The 16,710-nt window shown below is 67.5% G+C and carries 18 protein-coding genes; 8 read left to right on the top strand and 10 right to left on the bottom strand.

The features are described 5' to 3' along the window. Positions 1 to 8: 8 nt before the first annotated feature. Together ACFPJ1_RS29275 and ACFPJ1_RS29270 are read left to right on the top strand one after the other, a co-directional pair. A complete protein-coding gene (locus ACFPJ1_RS29275) occupies positions 9 to 818 on the top strand; it encodes a hypothetical protein (protein ID WP_380108778.1) in 810 nt (269 codons plus the stop codon). 171 nt (positions 819 to 989) lie between these two features. Continuing rightward, a complete protein-coding gene (locus ACFPJ1_RS29270) occupies positions 990 to 1,142 on the top strand; it encodes a hypothetical protein (RefSeq protein ID WP_380108776.1) in 153 nt (50 codons plus the stop codon). A 79-nt stretch (positions 1,143 to 1,221) separates the two neighbouring features. Here the strand turns inward: ACFPJ1_RS29270 and ACFPJ1_RS29265 are convergent, their stop codons facing one another. From ACFPJ1_RS29265 to ACFPJ1_RS29245, 5 genes are all read right to left on the bottom strand, one after another. After that, complete coding sequence (locus ACFPJ1_RS29265; protein ID WP_380108775.1) at positions 1,222 to 3,948, bottom strand: PQQ-dependent sugar dehydrogenase; 2,727 nt, start codon at positions 3,946 to 3,948, stop codon at positions 1,222 to 1,224. Positions 3,949 to 4,255: 307 nt separating this feature from the next. Then, positions 4,256 to 4,879, bottom strand: coding sequence for a PIN domain-containing protein (locus ACFPJ1_RS29260; protein WP_380108774.1), 624 nt, complete (start codon positions 4,877 to 4,879; stop codon positions 4,256 to 4,258). Then, a complete protein-coding gene (locus ACFPJ1_RS29255; protein ID WP_380108773.1) occupies positions 4,876 to 5,808 on the bottom strand; it encodes an ImmA/IrrE family metallo-endopeptidase in 933 nt (310 codons plus the stop codon). Before ACFPJ1_RS29255 ends, ACFPJ1_RS29260 begins: the two co-directional genes overlap by 4 nt. Then, on the bottom strand, positions 5,805 to 6,155 hold the full coding sequence (locus ACFPJ1_RS29250; protein WP_380108771.1) for a helix-turn-helix domain-containing protein: 351 nt from the start codon (positions 6,153 to 6,155) through the stop codon (positions 5,805 to 5,807). Before ACFPJ1_RS29250 ends, ACFPJ1_RS29255 begins: the two co-directional genes overlap by 4 nt. A gap of 205 nt (positions 6,156 to 6,360) precedes the next feature. Beyond that, positions 6,361 to 7,608 (bottom strand): DUF445 domain-containing protein, encoded by a 1,248-nt coding sequence (locus ACFPJ1_RS29245; protein ID WP_380108769.1) that lies wholly within the window; start codon positions 7,606 to 7,608, stop codon positions 6,361 to 6,363. An 86-nt stretch (positions 7,609 to 7,694) separates the two neighbouring features. On the opposite strand from ACFPJ1_RS29245, the gene ACFPJ1_RS29240 reads away from it, so the two are divergent. Continuing rightward, on the top strand, positions 7,695 to 8,231 hold the full coding sequence (locus ACFPJ1_RS29240; RefSeq protein ID WP_380108768.1) for a TetR/AcrR family transcriptional regulator: 537 nt from the start codon (positions 7,695 to 7,697) through the stop codon (positions 8,229 to 8,231). 4 nt (positions 8,232 to 8,235) lie between these two features. Here the strand turns inward: ACFPJ1_RS29240 and ACFPJ1_RS29235 are convergent, their stop codons facing one another. Both ACFPJ1_RS29235 and ACFPJ1_RS29230 read right to left on the bottom strand, forming a co-directional pair. Continuing rightward, positions 8,236 to 9,441 carry an MFS transporter gene (locus ACFPJ1_RS29235; protein ID WP_380108766.1) on the bottom strand — a complete coding sequence of 402 codons (1,206 nt, stop codon included), beginning with the start codon at positions 9,439 to 9,441 and terminating at the stop codon, positions 8,236 to 8,238. After that, a complete protein-coding gene (locus tag ACFPJ1_RS29230) occupies positions 9,431 to 10,468 on the bottom strand; it encodes a hypothetical protein (protein ID WP_380108764.1) in 1,038 nt (345 codons plus the stop codon). The genes ACFPJ1_RS29235 and ACFPJ1_RS29230 overlap by 11 nt, the downstream gene beginning before the upstream one ends. Positions 10,469 to 10,634: 166 nt before the next feature. Between ACFPJ1_RS29230 and ACFPJ1_RS29225 the strand changes: the two genes are divergently transcribed. After that, positions 10,635 to 11,786 carry an alpha-hydroxy-acid oxidizing protein gene (locus ACFPJ1_RS29225; RefSeq protein ID WP_380108763.1) on the top strand — a complete coding sequence of 384 codons (1,152 nt, stop codon included), beginning with the start codon at positions 10,635 to 10,637 and terminating at the stop codon, positions 11,784 to 11,786. Next, complete coding sequence (locus tag ACFPJ1_RS29220; protein WP_380108761.1) at positions 11,783 to 12,439, top strand: HAD family hydrolase; 657 nt, start codon at positions 11,783 to 11,785, stop codon at positions 12,437 to 12,439. Before ACFPJ1_RS29225 ends, ACFPJ1_RS29220 begins: the two co-directional genes overlap by 4 nt. Positions 12,440 to 12,477: 38 nt before the next feature. Here ACFPJ1_RS29220 and ACFPJ1_RS29215 read toward each other — a convergent pair whose 3' ends face one another. After that, the gene (locus ACFPJ1_RS29215) at positions 12,478 to 13,236 is read right to left on the bottom strand and encodes a D-Ala-D-Ala carboxypeptidase family metallohydrolase (protein WP_380108760.1); all 759 of its coding nucleotides are present in this window, start codon (positions 13,234 to 13,236) and stop codon (positions 12,478 to 12,480) included. Between the two features lie 102 nt (positions 13,237 to 13,338). Beyond that, positions 13,339 to 14,073 carry a sugar phosphate isomerase/epimerase family protein gene (locus ACFPJ1_RS29210; protein WP_380108759.1) on the bottom strand — a complete coding sequence of 245 codons (735 nt, stop codon included), beginning with the start codon at positions 14,071 to 14,073 and terminating at the stop codon, positions 13,339 to 13,341. Between the two features lie 141 nt (positions 14,074 to 14,214). Between ACFPJ1_RS29210 and rarD the strand changes: the two genes are divergently transcribed. From rarD to ACFPJ1_RS29195, 3 genes are all read left to right on the top strand, one after another. Then, on the top strand, positions 14,215 to 15,123 hold the full coding sequence (gene rarD / locus ACFPJ1_RS29205) for an EamA family transporter RarD (protein ID WP_380108758.1): 909 nt from the start codon (positions 14,215 to 14,217) through the stop codon (positions 15,121 to 15,123). 300 nt (positions 15,124 to 15,423) lie between these two features. Then, positions 15,424 to 15,906, top strand: a complete 483-nt coding sequence (locus ACFPJ1_RS29200) for an RrF2 family transcriptional regulator (protein WP_380108756.1) — start codon at positions 15,424 to 15,426, stop codon at positions 15,904 to 15,906. Further along, positions 15,794 to 16,213 (top strand): cupin domain-containing protein, encoded by a 420-nt coding sequence (locus ACFPJ1_RS29195; RefSeq protein ID WP_380109374.1) that lies wholly within the window; start codon positions 15,794 to 15,796, stop codon positions 16,211 to 16,213. The genes ACFPJ1_RS29200 and ACFPJ1_RS29195 overlap by 113 nt, the downstream gene beginning before the upstream one ends. Here ACFPJ1_RS29195 and ACFPJ1_RS29190 read toward each other — a convergent pair. After that, entirely contained in the window at positions 16,210 to 16,608 is a 399-nt protein-coding gene (locus tag ACFPJ1_RS29190) for an SRPBCC family protein (protein WP_380108755.1), read from the bottom strand. The two genes, ACFPJ1_RS29195 and ACFPJ1_RS29190, sit on opposite strands and share 4 nt — an antisense overlap. Positions 16,609 to 16,710: the final 102 nt, after the last annotated feature.

Below are 16,710 nucleotides of genomic sequence, written 5' to 3'. Positions count from 1 at the left end.
GATCCATCGTGTCACTGACAACCATTCCCGCACCTGTGGTGCCATGGACGACGGTCGTCGCCACGAGCGATCCCACCCGGGAGCCGACTCGCGCCAAGAAGCGCACGCTCAAGGAGAAGGGCCTGCTGTCCGAGGGCTTGCACGTCCAATCACGCCAGGGCGGTCGCGCGGCCGGCAGCCAGACTTACCACAGCGCATTGTTTGCTTTGGCGATTCAAGCCAAGCAGGCGGGCGACGAGGCTGGCGCCAAGACCTTGAGCCGTCGAGGTTCGGCCATAGAGAAGCGTTTCGACCTGAGGATCCGGAAGTTCCTGACCAACCACTCCCTCGAGGAGCTGGACGAGGCGCCCTTTTACGCAGCGCTGGTGGCCATCACTGAGGAAGCCATCGAGGCCTGGGATCGGTTCCCTGACGTCGTGTTCGCGATCGGTCGAGTCCATGAGGTGTTCCAGACATCCGTGGTCATCGAAGCGAAGCATCTCGATGCGCACTTCGATGTCGATCTTCCGCGAGAACTGCTGGAACAGAGCGGTATCTCCCAGGGAGACTACGTCTGGCTCTTTCGCCGCATCATGGGCTCCGCGGCTGTCCTGAACGTGCTTCCGGCGGTCAGCGCGTCGACCGATGAAGATGCTCGACCAGCTGAGATCCACACCCCCCGCGGATCGAATCGTGGCGGCACGGCCGAGTCAGCCGATGCGCAGCGCTACCTGACCACCGGTCCGGGCGCCCAGCCGACAGCCGCGGAAGCAGAGTTCTTGCTTTCACTGCCTTCGGAGGCGATCCAGTCTCGGCGCGCAGTACGGCCGGCTGGGTGAACCTCATCTGGCGGGAAGCAACGCCTGGCGATCGCAACCTCCTGAAGACGTTTGCCTGCACAAGTCCCGCCCCGAAGGAACCTGGCCGCAGAGCAAAGCCGCATCCCAAGCCGTGGGAGAAGGCGGTCCAATCGGCGATCCGGACACTTCCCGTCCCCCAGGATCGACGTGATGGCACGTGCCGGCCTCGTGTACGGCCTGGTGGACGTGAACAACGGCGCCAGCCAACGCCTGCTCAAACATTTCGACTTCTCAGTTCAGCCAAACGCGCCGGTCGAAGACCCCGAACTCGAGATGTGGGTCACGCGGATTCACGGCCGATGACCTGGACGGTCAACTAACCCACGCAGCCCCACGACGCCGCCCCACCGGGACCAGTGCCGGTGGGGCGGACGCGGAGGGCCTACTTGGAGCCGACGGGGCGGGGCAGGGGGCGGTCGCCGGATTCGCCCCAACGGGATGCTGGGGTGCCGACGATCCACCAGTAGCCGGTCGAGGGGCGCCAGACGGCCAGGTCGGTTCGGCCGTCGCCATTGAAGTCGCCGGTGAGTGGAACGTCGCCGGGTTCGCCCCAACGAGATGCTGGGGCGCCGTTGATCCACCAGTAGCCGGTCGACGGGCGCCAGACGGCCAGGTCGGTTCGGCCGTCACCGTTGTAGTCGGCCTGGACCGGGATGTCGCCGGCCTGACCCCAATGGATGGCTGCTCGCCCACGAATCCACCACATGCCGGTCGATGGGCGCCAGATCGCGAGTTCCATCTTGCCGTCACCGTTGTAGTCGCCCGGTACCGGCACGTCGCTTGGCCCACCCCACGCAATCTGCAGGACGTTACGCACGTACCAGATACCTGTACTGGGTCGCCAGATCGCGAGGTCGGTACGGCCGTTGACGCTGTAGTCACCCGGGACGGGCACGTCCCCGTTCCCACCCCAGCGGACTTCGAAGAGTCCGCGCGCCTGCCACATCCCGTCCGACGGACGCCAGCTCACCACGTCGGTCCGCCCGTCGGAGTTCACGTCCGCGGGGACCGGCAGGTCGGTGGCACCGCCGTACTGGGTGTTGAACAACCCGAGGTCGAACCAGGTCGCCGTTGACGGCCGGAACACCGTCCGATCGGTGCGCCCGTCACCGTTGTAGTCGCCGTACCGACCGGGTACGAACTTGGCGTAGTGCGCCGTCAGGGTCCGGTCGCCCGCGGGCATCTTCAGCGTGTGCGTCTGCAGCCCGCTGTCGGACCAACTCGTGAACACCGTGCTGCCGGCCACGCTGGGAGCGGACACCTCGTTGCTCGAGTTCACCGCCACCTTGACGCTCACCCGCTGGGCACCGTTGATGAGCACCGGCGCCGGGGCCAGCACAGTCAGCGTGCGCAGATCCGGCTCAGCGGAGTACACCTTCTCGGTCCGCACGCCGGCCTGGTCCACCACCGAAGCGGTGATCTGCATGCGTGTCTCGTCGCCATGGTCGTCGAACAGATCCGAGTAGGTCGGCCCCGTGCTGGTCTGGCCGGGATGGAGATGGCACCCGCCGCCGGTGTCGCAATGGATCAGGTCGGTCCGCCAGGACACCGGGAGTGCGCCATCCTCGATGTCATTCGCGGAGGCGCTCAAGGAGACGGTGTTCCCGACGGCGTACTTCTTGTCGGGAGCAGACAGCGTGAGCACCGGCGAGTGGTTGTCCGGCACCACGGTGACAGTGGTGGTCGCCGCGGCACCGAGAGGATCCTTGACGGTGAGCGTCGCGCTGACCCTCCCCGGGACCGCGTAGGTGTGAGCTGCGATCGCACCCGTTCCCTGGCTGCCGTCGCCGAAGTCCCAGGTATACGTGAGATCGTCGCCGTCCAGGTCGTACGACGCCGAGCCGTCGAAGGTGACCGTCAAGGTGTCCGGGTTCACGGTGGTGCCGGCGCGCGGAACAGGCGCCCGGTTCCCGGCCGAGTAGCGCAGCCGGACCAGGTTGGACGAGAGGATGTCCGCGTAGTACACGTCACCGTTCGGACCGGTCTTCAGCGCGACCGGCCCGCCGATACCGGTGGCGAAGGCCGCGGCCTCGGGGGGCCTGGTGATCTTGCCCTGCGCGTCGATCATCATGGTCCAGATCTTCTGCTGCGCGTAGTCCGCGAAGAAGTACGCGTCCCGGTACGCAGCCGGGTAGGACGTGCCCGTGTACCACGTACCGCCGGTGACCGCCGCCTGGACGTTGGGCGACGGGTAGTTCCACAGCGGTCCCTGCACTGACTGCGTGTAGACCTGCTGGCACTGCGCGGTGTTGGCGTATCCCGGCTGCCGGCCCGGTCCCTCGTAGCAGGGCCAGCCGTAGTTCTTACCAGCGGCCAGCCGATTGACCTCCTCGTACGCCGTCCAGCCGACGTCGCCGACGAGTACCTGCCCGTTCCGCGGATCCACCGACATCCGGAACGGGTTGCGCACGCCATACGCGTAGACCCTGCTTCGCCACGACGACGCAGATGCCGCGTTGTAGTAGGGGTTGCCAGGCACTCCGGCGCCGGTGAGCGGATCGATCCTGAGGATCTTGCCGTAGGGGCCGTCCAGACTCTGCGCCCGCAAGGCATCGGGGTTCGGGGAGGCGAGCGGCGCGGCGCTATCACCGATGCTGATCAGCAGCTTGCCGTCCGGCGCGACCAGAACCGTCCCACCGCCGTGGTAGACGCTGGTGAGCGGCGCCTCCAGCAGGACCTGTTCGCCGCCGAGCGTGGTCGGGTTGTCGACCGGCGCTGCTGTCCAGCGCGAGACGCGCATCACGCGACTCCCGGTCGCAGTGGTCCGGGCGTACTGCAGGTAGAGCTGCCCCGTCGTGGCGTAGTTCGGAGCCAGCGTGAGACCGAGCGCACCGAGATCACCCGTGTGCGTGACGTCCGGAATCGTCAGGAGCGTCCGCGGCGGCGCATCGTCCGACACCACGGTCAGGCGGCCGTCCCGCCCGAGCGTCAGCACCCGCTCGCCCGGCAGGAACTCGAAGTTCGTCAGGTTCGCGGCCGGCTGCCCGGTCGCGATCGGCACCGGCGTGAAACCCGCCGGAATCACCACCGCAGTCTCGGCAGCGTCCGCCGGCGGAAGGCTCACCACAGCACCGGCGATCAGCAGAGGCACAACCAGAAGAGCCGTCACCACCTGCCGCCCCCCGCTGATCATCGGTGCGCCAAAACACCGCAACTCAAGCTTCATAACCGTTCCCCCACCCATCGCCGGAAAGGCACCTACTGAGATGATGCGCGCCCGACCCCAAATGTTGCGAAACACGGACGAATTGCCGCTTGGAAGGTATGTCCGAAGACTTCCAGGCCCTGGTAATCGTCTCCGACACCTGGACGGTCAACCAACCACCCACGCGGCTTCACCGGTGTGCGCTGGTGGTTGGCTCGCGCTCGCGTGGCTGGTGGTTGGTTCGCCTGCCTGTCTGCCAGCCGGCTTGGTGTCAGGCGTTGGGCCACACGCGTTTCGAGAGCAGGTCTGTCTGGGTGATGTCGACCAGTCCGTCGTCGCATTCGCGCAGCTGGGCGTAGGTCCGTCGCATCGCCTTGCGGTCGGGCAGGTACTTTCGGCCCGCACCGCGCTCGAGAACGACCTGGGTGTTCATGAGACCCAGAGCCCCCACACAGCGGCCTAGTGCGCGCAGGCGCTGCAGCCGGGCGACTTCGATCGCGGCCAGCTTGGCACCGCCTGCATCGTCGATCAGTACCACCACGTCTCGCCCGGTTTCCGCCCGGACGGCGGCGTGGGCCAGCACCATGACCTCACCGAGGTCCTTGCTCTGTCTGAGCCGCTCGGCCATCGGAATCCTGGTGATGCGCTGGACCGCGGACGCGAGTTCCGGGGTGACATCGTCCGAGAGCACGTCCAGCCAGGCTGTCCGCTCGAGCTTCGTCCACACGTCGGCCGCCGCCCTGAATCGAGGGTCTCGGTGAGCCTTGCGCCGGATCTCGCCGGCGACGGTTTCGGGCGCGGCGATCTTGCCGATGGCATCAAGCAGCAGGCGTTCCTTGTTGATCGAGAAGAAGTTCAGGGCGGGCCCGGCGTCGACGATGACGGGGTCGGTCATTCGTCGTGCGCTCCCCTGCCAGCTTTGGGAGCAGCCTTGTCACCCGCGGACCCGGTCGACTCCTCCAAGGCATCAAGCTCGCTGAAGTCTGTGTCCGGACGACGCTCGGGGGCTGTAGGTACCGGAACAGGCTCCACTTCGGCCGGGATGATGCCGGCCTCCTCAAGCTCGGCCGCGATCTGCTCCTCGGGCAGGCCTCGCAGCCGCGCCACCGCCTGGAGCGACACGACGTTTGCCACGTAGCCCTCGGTTGCCCTGGACAACAATCGCTGAGGGGCCCGCCTGGTCTGGGATTCGTGCTGCCACCCCTGGTACAGATCGGACCAGCCGAAGCGTGAGGCAAGCGTCGGCGTCGACAGCGTCATCCACTCGTTCTTCTGCGCGATGCTGATCAAACGCGCCCCACAGAGCTGGATCGCCACCAGGCTCGGTGACGCCTTGAACCGCTGCACGAGCACGGACAACTCCGGCAGCGAGACCTTCTCCGGTCCACGCCGTCCCTTGGCGCCAGACCGAGCATCCTCGGTCCGACCTGCGTCACGGTCCGCCAAGACCGACTTGATGCCGGCGATCGGTACGAGGAGATGCCGGGCGAAGGCGTCCGCACGGATCTCTTCAGGACTTCGGCGGTCCCAGCCACCGTCCTTCGGTGCGGTGAAGTCGCCGAACAGGACATGACCCAGCTCGTGAGCAAGTGTGCTGCGCTGGCGCATCGGATGGCTGGTCAGCGCGACAGCCAGCATCACCACTTGGCGAACCGGATCGCGCATGGTCATCCCGTGCTCGTCCTGCTCGGCCTCGATGACCGCGACGTCGATGCGCTGGGTCAACTCGATCAGACTGACCAGATCAGGCAGCGGGGCGTGCCCGAGGTTGTGCTGCTCGCGGAAGGTTGCTGCGCGGGCCCGGCCATGGTCCTCTGCGCTCATAGCTGCGACGGGATCCCTTGGTCCTCGAGGTAGGCGTCCAGCTCCAGGTAGTGGCTCAGCTCGCGCTGCATCGTCTCCATGCTCGACTGATCAGTCGCGCGCGCGACGCACAAGAGTCTGGTCTTGACCTCCGAGATCCCGGTCAACTCCGAGACCGTGCAGCCGAGCGCCCAGGCGAGGGCGAGGATCTCGTTCATCTTGGGCAGCCGGGCGCCTTGCTCGATGCGCGAAAGGGTTGCTTGGGCGATGCCGGATCGACTAGCGAGCTGGCGCTGCGTGAGCTTGGCTGCCTCGCGCGCCTCGATGATCCGGCCGGAAGTCGTGTCCGCGTGGACCAACTGAATCACTTCCCCTCGTCCTGATTCAGTCTAGGGATAGCCCGAGCACCTGACAACTCGGCACTCCCGGGCCGTCGCCCGCGCCCGAAGTAGAGGCAGCACCCGGGTGGATCAAAGCCGACCCGGCTGCTGAACACCCCTGTTCTCGCTGAGCTGCGATGGAGAAGCGGCGGGACGAGGGTGGGTGGGAGTGGTGGCGGAGGAGGTGGGTGGGTTACAGGAGTTGGCTGAGGGTGTGGATTACGAGGCCTACCAGGGCGCCGACTACGGTGCCGTTGATTCGGATGAATTGGAGGTCTCGGCCTACGTGGAGTTCTATGCGGGCTGAGGCTTCTTGGCCGTCCCAGCGTTCGATGGTGTCGGAGATGACGGAGACGATTTCGGTGCCGTAGGTGCGGACTACGTAGCCGACTGCCTCGGAGGCGCGGGTGTCCACACGCGCACGGAGTACCTCGTCGGTTTGGAGGCGTTTGCCGAGGTCTTTGATCGCTTGCGCGGCGCGAGAGCGGAGTGGGCCCTCGGGGTCGTTGATGGCGCCGATGAGGGCCGTGCGTACTGCGTCCCAGACGGCGGTGAGGCTGGTGCCCATGTCGGGGTGGCTGAGCATGCGGCGCTTGAACGCCTCGAAGCGCTCCATCATGTCGGGGTCGTTCTGCAGGTCGTCCGCGAGTTGGCCGAGCAGGCGGTCGATCGCCTTGCGGGCCGGGTGTTGGGGCTCGTCCCGTACTCCGGCCAGCCAGGTCAGCGCCTCCTTGTGGATCCGGTCGATCACCAGCGTGTCGACCCACCGGGGAGACCAGCGCGGCGCCCGGGGACCGACCACCTCGGTCAAGGTTTCGCGGTTGTCGCGGAGCCAGTCGTACGCCTCGACCACCAGCAGGTCGAAGAGCGCGTGGTGGGCACCGTCTTCCACCACAGACTGCAGGAAGTGTCCGGCGATCGGGCTCAACGGCTCCTGGGCGAACCGCGGCAGCAAGGAGCCCCGGATGAACGCGGTCACGTCCTCGTCGCCGAGCTTGGGCAGCGCGGCGCCGATCGTCCGGGCGCCTTCCTCGACGATCCGCTCGGCATGGTTGCCAGCGGCAAGCCACTCGCCGGCCCGGCGGCTGACCTCGGCGGTCCGCATCTTCTCCGCGACCACCTCTTCGGAGAGGAAATTCTCGGTGACGAACTGCTCCAGGCTCTCGGCCAGGCTGTCCTTGCGGGTCGGCACGATGGCGGTGTGCGGGATCGGCAGTCCGAGCGGCCGCCGGAACAACGCGGTGACCGCGAACCAGTCCGCCAGCGCGCCGACCATCGCCGCCTCGGACGCGGCGTTCACGTAGCCCCAGCCGCCGTCGCGGTGCAGCGTCACGACGTACACGATCGCCGCCAGCACCAGTAGCGACAGCGCGACCAGGCGCATCTGCCGCAGTCCCCGCCGCCGGGCCAGATCGGGCCCACTCAACGTCATTGTCGCCATACCCCGATCTAACCAACTACCTGGTGATCGCGACGGGGCCACGCCACCGGCGTCTTTTCAACCATCCGGCTGATAACCTCGCTGCCGTGACGACTGAAGGCCCTCCCACTGACGGACGCACGGTGAACGCCGAGCGGACCAAGGCCGCCCTGCTGGACGCGGCGCTGACGGAGTTCGCGGAGCGGGGCCTGGCGGGCGCGCGAGTGGCGGACATCGCGAGCCGCGCTGGAGTGAACAAGCAACTGATCAGCTACCACTTCGGCGGCAAGCGGGGCCTGTACGGCGCGATCTTCCGGCTCGGGGAGCACCGCGAGCAGGGCTTCCGCGAGGAAGCGGAGTCGCTGGAAGACCTGGCGGTCGGCTACCTCCGCGAAGCGCTGGCCGACCCGCGCTGGGCCAAGCTCGCCGCCCGCACCATGCTCGACGGCAGCACCACAAACGAGCGGGAACAGCCCGGACAACACCTCGACAATTTGAAGGCCGGGGAGTTGGCCGCGGATCTCGATCCGCAGGCCGTGATGCTCGCCATCACCGGCATGATCACCGCTCCCCTGCTGTACTCCGATGCGCCGGCGAACTACGAGGAGCAACTCCGCCTCATCGTCCGCAAGCTCAGGCAGTAGCCGCTCAGGCGGTGACCCGCTCAAGAGTCAGCACCGAACGCCGGTCCATCAACCCCGACACCAGCGCCAGCACCAACCCGGCCACAGCCAGCGCAGCACCCACCCGACTCGGCCACTCGTACCCGTACCCAGCGGCCAGTACGACGCTCCCGAGCCACGCGCCCAGCGCATTCGCCACGTTCAAGGTCGAGTGGTTCAGCGAAGCCGCCAGCGATTGCCCCTCGTGCGCCACATCCATCAGTCGGGTCTGCAGCGCCGGAATCAGGATGCTCGCGCTGAACCCCATCGCGAACACCCCGACAAGCGCCCCTGCCTTGCTCTGCGCCAACCACCCGAACGTTCCGAGAACCACCGCCACCGCCACCAACCCGCCGTACAGGCTGGGCATCAGCGCGCGGTCGGCGAGCCGTCCACCGACGAGAGTCCCGCCGGTCATCCCCACGCCGTAGACGGCCAGCACGATCGGCACCGCGGCCGCGCTGAAGCCGGCCAGTTCGGTCATCGTCGGCGCGATGTAGGAGTAGGTCGCGAACATGCCACCGAAGCCGACCATGCCGATGAGCAAGGCCATCCAGACCTGCGGCTTGGCCAGCGCGCTCAGCTCGCTCCGGATGTTCACGTCGTTCCCGACCGGCTGCGGAGCGACCCAGAACCAGACCGCCACCAACGTCAGCAGCCCGAGCACCCCGACCGCCAGGAACGGGAACTGCCAGCCGAGCCACTGCCCGAGCAGGGTGGTCAGCGGGACGCCGATGATGTTCGCCACCGGCAGCCCGACCATCATCATCGAGACGGCCCAGGCGCGCCGGGTCACCGGCACCATCGAGGCTCCGACGACGGCGCCGATCCCGAAGAACGCGCCGTGCGGCAGGCCGGTCAGGAACCGCGCGGCCATCAGCAGTTCGTAGCTGTTGGCAACGGCGGAGAGCACGTTGCCGAGCACGAACACTGCCATCAGGCCGAGCAGCAGCCGCTTGCGTCCGGTCCGGGCGCCCAGCGCCGCGATCACCGGAGCACCGACGACGACACCGATCGCGTACGCCGAGACGATGTGCCCGGCGGTCGGGATCGAGATGCCGACCCCGTCCGCGATCTGCGGCAGCAGACCCATCGTCACGAATTCGGTGGTCCCGATCGCGAATCCACCGGTCGCCAGCGCCAGCAGAGCCAGGCCGACGTGCCGGGAAATAGGCCTGTTGTCAGGAGTCACCGAACTTGTCACGCCTGATTGTCGCATCAGCCATTCCGTCATCCCCGGTCATCTCAGCCGCGGGTGTGACGACTGCCACCGCCGTCCGCCGCCAGGCGATCACGAGCAGAGCCACCGCCAGTACTGCGAACACCGCGTTGCCCGCCAGGTCGACCGCCTTCGACCCGCCACCGAGCGACTTCTCCGGGAACGCGTGCCAGGCATAGGTCAACAGGGCTCCCCCGGCCAGCGCCAGCGTGTGCAGGCGGGTCCAGCCGTCGCGCCGCGACCAGCGGAGTACGACCAAGGTCCCGACCGCGATCAGTGCCAGCAGGAGCACCGCCTGGAGCCAGCCGTTCAGGTCGAGGTCATCCACCACCATGTAGAGCGACGTGCCGGCCAGTCCGGCAACACCGACCAGCCAAACTGACAGGGCCGAGCCGTGCTCGTGGACCGGTTCCCGGCGCCCCACCCAAACCGCGAGCGCGATCAGCACCACCAGCGCGACCCCGACCCCGATGAACTGCCCGGCGGATGCGACGAAGGAGTCGCTCTGCAACTGGAAGGCGGTGGTCGCGAAGATGCCGAAGGCGAACATCACGCAGAAGACCACGAAGCCCTTCCTGCCCAGCCAAGGCTCTCGCGGTCGGCGTGACACCGACTCCATCAGCACGATCGGGACGGTGATGCTCCAGAGCGTGTGGATCGAGAGCACGAAGACAGTCCACGGAGCACCCATGCCCAGCGCGGAGATGTGCCCCGGATCCAGCAGCCGCAGATCCGCGTAGTTCGGGTTGAACAGCGACTGGGTGGTCACCCCCTCCTCCAGTACGCCGTACGCGAGCGCCAGCAGCATGATGCTCGGGTATCCCCAGCCGCGCCGGCGGGCCACCTCGCGAATCACGACCGCCCCACCGCCGTACAGAGGTGCCAGGGCGAAGAGCGCGAACAACTTGGTGACCGGGAGGTTCCCGAGCAGGAACTCCGCCACCAACGGCGCCAGGAAGAACAACCCGACTGCCGGCCAGTACCGCCGCCTCTGCTCCATGTTCCCTCTCCTCCGGGTGTCTCCTCCCAGCTTCGAGGGGACAACGCCCGGGCGACGGTGCTGTCCGTACCGATCTGCCCCTGACGGATGTCATGCGGGCACCATCCGATCACGGCACGCAGGTCAGCATCTGTACCTGCGGGAAGCGCTTGTGAAAACATCCGGCATGGCGAACTACGGCGATCACCAGTTGAGCATCTACGTGCAGGGGATGTTCCAGGACACCCGGCCGGAGATCACCACCGATCTGTCCCGGCTGGAGTCCCAGGCCGCGGCGAACCTGACCGCCGAGGCGATGGGCTACATCGTGCCGAGCGCGGGCAGCGGTTCGACCGCGCGGGCCAACCTGGCCGCGTTCGACCGGTGGCGACTGGTACCGCGGATGCTGCGCGGCAGCACCGAGCGGGATCTGTCCTGCACGATCCTCGGCACCAGGATGCCCGCGCCCGTGCTGATCGCGCCGGTCGGCGTCCAGACGCTCGCGCATCCCGAGGGCGAGCTCGCTACGGCGAGGGCTGCCAGTGCGCTCGGGTTGACCTACACCCACTCGACCCAGGCGAGCCACTCGTTCGAGCAGATCGAGGCGGACAACAAGTGGTACCAGCTGTACTGGCCGACCGACAAGGACGTCTGCCTGAGCTTCCTCCGACGCGCCAAGGACAACGGGTACTCCGTGCTGATGGTGACGCTGGACACCGGGACGATCGGCTGGCGCCCGGCCGACCTGGACCGCGGCTTCCTGCCGTTCCTCAAGGGCGAGGGCTTGGCGAACTACTTCAGCGATCCCGCCTTCCGCGCGAAGCTGGCCAAGCCGCTCGAGGAGGACCCGACCGCGGCGGTGATGCACTGGGCGCAGATGTTCCCGAACGTCGGTCTCGGCTGGGACGAACTGTCCTTCCTGCGCGACAACTGGGACGGCCCGATCGTGCTGAAGGGCATCACCTCGGTCGACGACGCCAAGCTCGCGGCCGAGCACGGCGTGGACGGCGTGGTGGTGTCGAACCATGGCGGCCGCCAGGTCGATGGCGCGATCGCCTCCCTCGATGCGTTGCCCGCGATCGCGGACGCGGTCGGCGAGCAGTTGACCGTTCTCTTCGACTCGGGTGTGCGCACAGGTTCGGATGCCGCGAAGGCGCTCGCGCTCGGCGCCAAGGCCGTGCTGCTCGGCCGGCCCTTCTTGTACGGACTGGCCCTGGCCGGACAGGCAGGTGTCGATCATGTACTGCGTTGTCTGCTGGCCGAGCTCGATCTCACCCTCGCGCTGTCGGGATATGCGAACCATCGCGAGCTCAACCGGGACTCGGTGGTCCCCGCGTGAAGGCGGTCATCTTCGACCTGGACGACACCCTCTTCGACCACACCACCTCGGCCACCACCGCGATCCGGGCCTGGGTCCCGACCCTCGGGGCGAGGTTCTCCGACGACCTGGTCACCCGCTGGTTCGAGATCGAGCGGGTGCAGTACGACCGCTGGCTGACCGGGCAGACCAGCCACCAGGGGCAGCGGCGGGGCAGGCTGCGGGACTTCCTGCCGATGCTGTCGCTGCCGGTGCCGCAGGCCGACGACGAGCTGGACGAGCTCTTCACAGGTTACCTAGACCGCTATCGCGCGAGCTGGTCGGCCTTCGACGACGCCCGGCCCGCGCTGGAGGTTGCCCGCGGCAACGGCTGGCGGATCGGCGTGCTGACCAACGGCAGCACCGCGCAGCAGAACAACAAGCTCGCGGCGATCGGCCTTGCCGACCTGGTCGACGTCGTCTGCACCACGGAGACGCTCGGCTGCAGCAAGCCCGCGCCCGAGGCGTACCTGCGGACCTGCGAGGCGCTCGGCGTGGAGCCCGCGGATGTCCTGATGATCGGCGACAACCTGGAGCTCGACGTGCTGGGAGCCCAGGCGGCCGGCCTGACGGCGGAGCACCTCGACCGGGCCGCCGGGATCACCCTCGCGCAGCTGGTTCGCAGTACAGGGTGATCGACCCGGCCCGGACGGGGGCCGGGTCGATCGGTTCGTCAGATGCCGCAGGTCGGAGCCGACCAGGCGTTGCTGGTGCGGATGTCGACGTGGGTGTGGTCGTTGTGGCCGGGGTAGCCGGGACCGAAGATGCCGCCGAAGCCGTGGTTGCGGGCCTGCTTCGCCAACGTGCACAGCGAATGCGCGCCGACCAGGTCGGCCGATCGGCCGTACAGGTGCTGGCTGTTGCTCGCACCGCCGACCGAGTTGTTGCAGGGGATGCTGCGGAATCCGCTGGTGATGTTCAGCGGCTGGTCGCCGAGCGCGTGCCGCATCGCCTCGAGCTGCCACATGGTCTGCAGCGCGTTGGCCTTGGTCGCGGCCGCGGACAGCGGGCCGCCGTCCCAGCCGCTTCCGCCGCAGCCGTCGTCGAGCTCGGTGTAGGCGAAGTGGATGGGCGTGCAGTCGTCGTCCTGTAGGGAGTAGATCTTGCTGAAGGTCGCGGGTCCGGCGATGCCGTCCGCGCCCAGACCGTACGCCGATTGGAACCGCTGCACCGCGGCCTTGGTCGCCGGGCCGAAGGCGCCGTCGGCGGCGATGTGCGCGCCGTACGCCGGGTAGCCGGCGACGCGGATCTGCAACTGGCGGACGTCCTCGCCACTGGCTCCCTGGCTGAGCGTGCGGCTCCAGGTGTAGCAGCCGTCGGCGTGTGCCTCGGTCGCGGTGACCACCGAGGTCACCACAGTGGCGCCGAGCATCGCCGCGAACAGCGACAGTACAGCCAGGACGCGGGGAAGGGGTTTGCTGAAGAGGGACATGGATCAACCTCCGGGACGCGATTGGGGCGAAACGCGGTCACCGCAAGAATTGCGTCACTTTCTACCGCTTGACCAGACCTCAGCAGAAATTTTCGACCGGGGTCAGACAGTCGGCACCCAGCTGTGGAGTTTGGCGGCGTCGGTGGCCAGCTGGGTCACCGAGTCGTCGGCAACGAATTCCAGCAGCGCGTTGATCTCGCGAGGCTCCTTGGCGATGCGGTCGAGCACCGGACGCCACAGGGATTCGCGGCCGGACAGCGGCAGCCTGGTGTTGGAAGGCCACCAGGAGAAGACGTGCACGGTGCTGAGCCACGGCATCAGCGCCTCCAGCTGGGCCAGGCACTCGCCGTCGTCGAGATCCACCGGAGGTTGCCAGTACGTCGTGAGGTTGGGCGCGCCGACATCCAGCAGCAGGGTGATGGTGGAGTCCACCTCGTCGGTCAGCGTGCCCCGGTGGAACTCCATCGCGATCTCGATCCCGGAGCCGGCCGCCACGTCCGAGAGCTCGGCCAGACCGCGGGTCACCGCCATCCGGTCACCGACTCCCGCCTCGGCGGTCCCGACAGTGCCGGCCCAGACGCGGATCCGCGGCGCCCCGAGCTCCGCGGCGGTGTTGACCGCAGTACGGATCTCTTCGCGGTCGACGCTGCCGGCCCGCAGGTAGGAACCGTAGGCGGCAACGGCGAGGCCGTGGTCCTCGCAGAGCGCGCGGGCCTTGCGGGCGGCCGGCAGATCACCGAGCGGGACATGGATGTCCCCGCCCCACTCGATCGCGGCCAGGCCCGACTGCGCGGCCACCTCGACGACCTCTTCGACGGCCAGCTGACGAAACGTCACCGAGACCAGTCCGGTCCTCACGCCCACGTGCGCCTCCCAGAATCGCGTTGCACCCCTCTATCCAACCTCATCGGTAAAGCGCATCTCACGTCATGAGCAAAGGACTTGGACGCAACTGACCTCAGGTCTAGACTCGCCAGCGTGCCAGAACAGCGGAGAGGGTTCATCTACGGCTTCTCCGCCTATCTGCTCTGGGGCCTCTTCCCGCTCTACTGGAAACTGCTCGACTCCTCCGGCGCGGTCGAACTGCTCGCCCACCGGATCCTGTGGTCACTGATCACGATCGTCGCGCTGGTGCTGGTACGGCGACGCTTCGGCCAGGTGCGGGCCCTGCTCGGGGATCCCCGCCGGCGGTGGCCACTGGTCGCCGGGGCGCTGCTGATCTCGGTGAACTGGGGCACCTACATCTGGGGCGTCAACCACGGCCGGGTGGTCGAGACCTCGCTCGGGTACTTCATCACTCCGCTGTTCACCGTGCTGCTCGGCGTGATCGTGATGAAGGAGCGGCTCCGGGTGGCGCAGTGGATCGCGCTGGCGATCGCGTTCGTCGCCGTGGTCGGCCTGACCATTGAGAACGGCCGGCCGCCGTGGGTCGCGATCATCCTGACCTTCTCGTTCGGGCTCTACGGGCTGGCGAAGAAGAAGGCCGGCGCCGGGGCGATCGAGGGGATGGCGGTCGAGTCGGCGACGGTGGCCCCGCTCGCGCTGATCGCGATCCTGGTACTGGGTGTCCAGGGCCAATCCACCGTGACCCACGAGGGCCTCGGCTACCTGGTGCTCGTGCTGCTGACAGGGCCGATCACCGCCGTACCGCTGCTGTTGTTCGGCGCCGCCGCGACCCGGATCTCGATGACTACGCTGGGACTGCTGAACTACATCGCGCCGATCATGCAGTTCGCCGTGGGCGTGCTGGTCTTCCACGAACTGATGTCGCCGATGCGCTGGGCCGGCTTCGGGCTGGTCTGGCTGGCGCTGGTGATCCTCACCTGGCACGGCGTGACGCGTCGCCGGCGTACCCTGCCGCTCGAGGTCGCCGCCTCCGCAGCGTGACCGTTTCACCGCTCTTGGCGACTTAGGACAACCTAAGCCTCACGACGTTCACCTGACCTTCACCCCGTCCCCGCTTCTGCTCCCTAGCCTCGCGGCAACTAACCCCCTGACCGGTGGGGCGGCTGACGAGCCGCCCCACCACCTCGCTCCCTGAACCGTCCACCACCAGAACCACCGACTACCGTCTGAAACGGTGTTTCACGCGCTAAGCCACCGTTTCAGCACTCAGCCAGGAGCCCGGCGCTCGAGGGTGCGCCGGGCTCTTGACGGACTTCATTCTGGACATTTAGTATCTAGGTTATGAAGATGAACGAGGGCGTGGAGTGGGCGCTGCACAGCTGCGTGAACCTGTGCTTCATCCCCGGAGAGGCCGTCACCGCCAAGCGCCTCGCCGCGTTCTACAACCTGCCCACCGCATACCTGAACAAACAACTCCAGGCGCTGAGCAGAGCGGGCATCCTCACCTCGACCTCCGGACCCAAGGGAGGTTTCCAGCTGGCCCGCCGGCCGGACAAGATCAGCGTGCTCGACGTCGTGACCGCGATCGACGGACCAGAGGACGCCTTCCGCTGCACGCAGATCCTGAAGGCCGGACCGGGCGCCGACCCGAAGGCCGACTACCGCAAGATCTGCGTGATCTCCCAGTCGATGCGCAAGGCCGAGCTCACCTATCGCCGCGAACTGGCCGGCAAGACCATCGCCGACCTCGTCCGCCAGGTCGAAACCTCCTACCCCGCCACCGCCGACGACACCCGTAACTGGTTCGCCAACCTCAAGTCCTGAGCCGGACGCGTCCGAGCTGTTCTACGTCCTCACCGGCAGCCTCCGCGTTCTCACTGGCGAAGATCTCGTGATCCTCAACGAGGGCGACTTCCTGGTGATCCCGCCGAACACTCCGCACGCCTTCGAGGCGGCCGGCACCACGGATACCGAAGTACTGTTCGTGCTCACTCACGCCAAGCCGCGGTTCGACTACTACCGGCTGCTCGAGGGCGTGTACCGCGGCGAGACCGACCCGGCCGAGCTTGCCGCGACCAGCGATCTCTACGACAACCACTATGTCGAGAGCCCGGTCTGGATCGGGCGTTAGGCCTTTTCCAGCAGGGCTTTGAGGGTCTTGAGGTCGGCCTGTACGGCGTCGGCGTCGGCAGCGAAGTCTTCATCGGTCATGCCCGGACGGCGCCGGAGCGTGAAGACGACTTCGCAGCCGGCCCCGTCGGGAATCACCCGCATCGGGTTGGCCGTCGCCTCGCCCGACGCCAGCGTGACGGTGTGGTCCAGTACGCCGTACGAGTTCCTGGGCGCGAAGGCGAGCTCGATCCGGCCCATCGGTGAGTCCGCGAACCACTGGCCGTCGACCTGCTCCACTTTGCTGCTCAGCCCCGCGGCCCACGCGGGCAGATTGGCCGGGTCGGAGGCGAAGTCGTAGACCTCCTGCGCGGACCGATCGACGAAGGTACTGAGGTGCCGGGTTTCTGTAGCCATGACGGCGACGCTATCCGGCCGCCGCGCCGCCCGTCTTGAACAGATCGGACGTCCTCGGCGGACTCAGCGGATTCTCATCGAGTTCTTAGGGTCCCGGGCGCC

This window comes from Kribbella qitaiheensis (genome assembly GCF_042657745.1).
Taxonomy (GTDB): Bacteria; Actinomycetota; Actinomycetes; order Propionibacteriales; family Kribbellaceae; genus Kribbella; species Kribbella qitaiheensis.
Note: the sequence above shows the minus strand (reverse complement) of the source record. Positions and strands in the feature narration are given on the sequence as shown.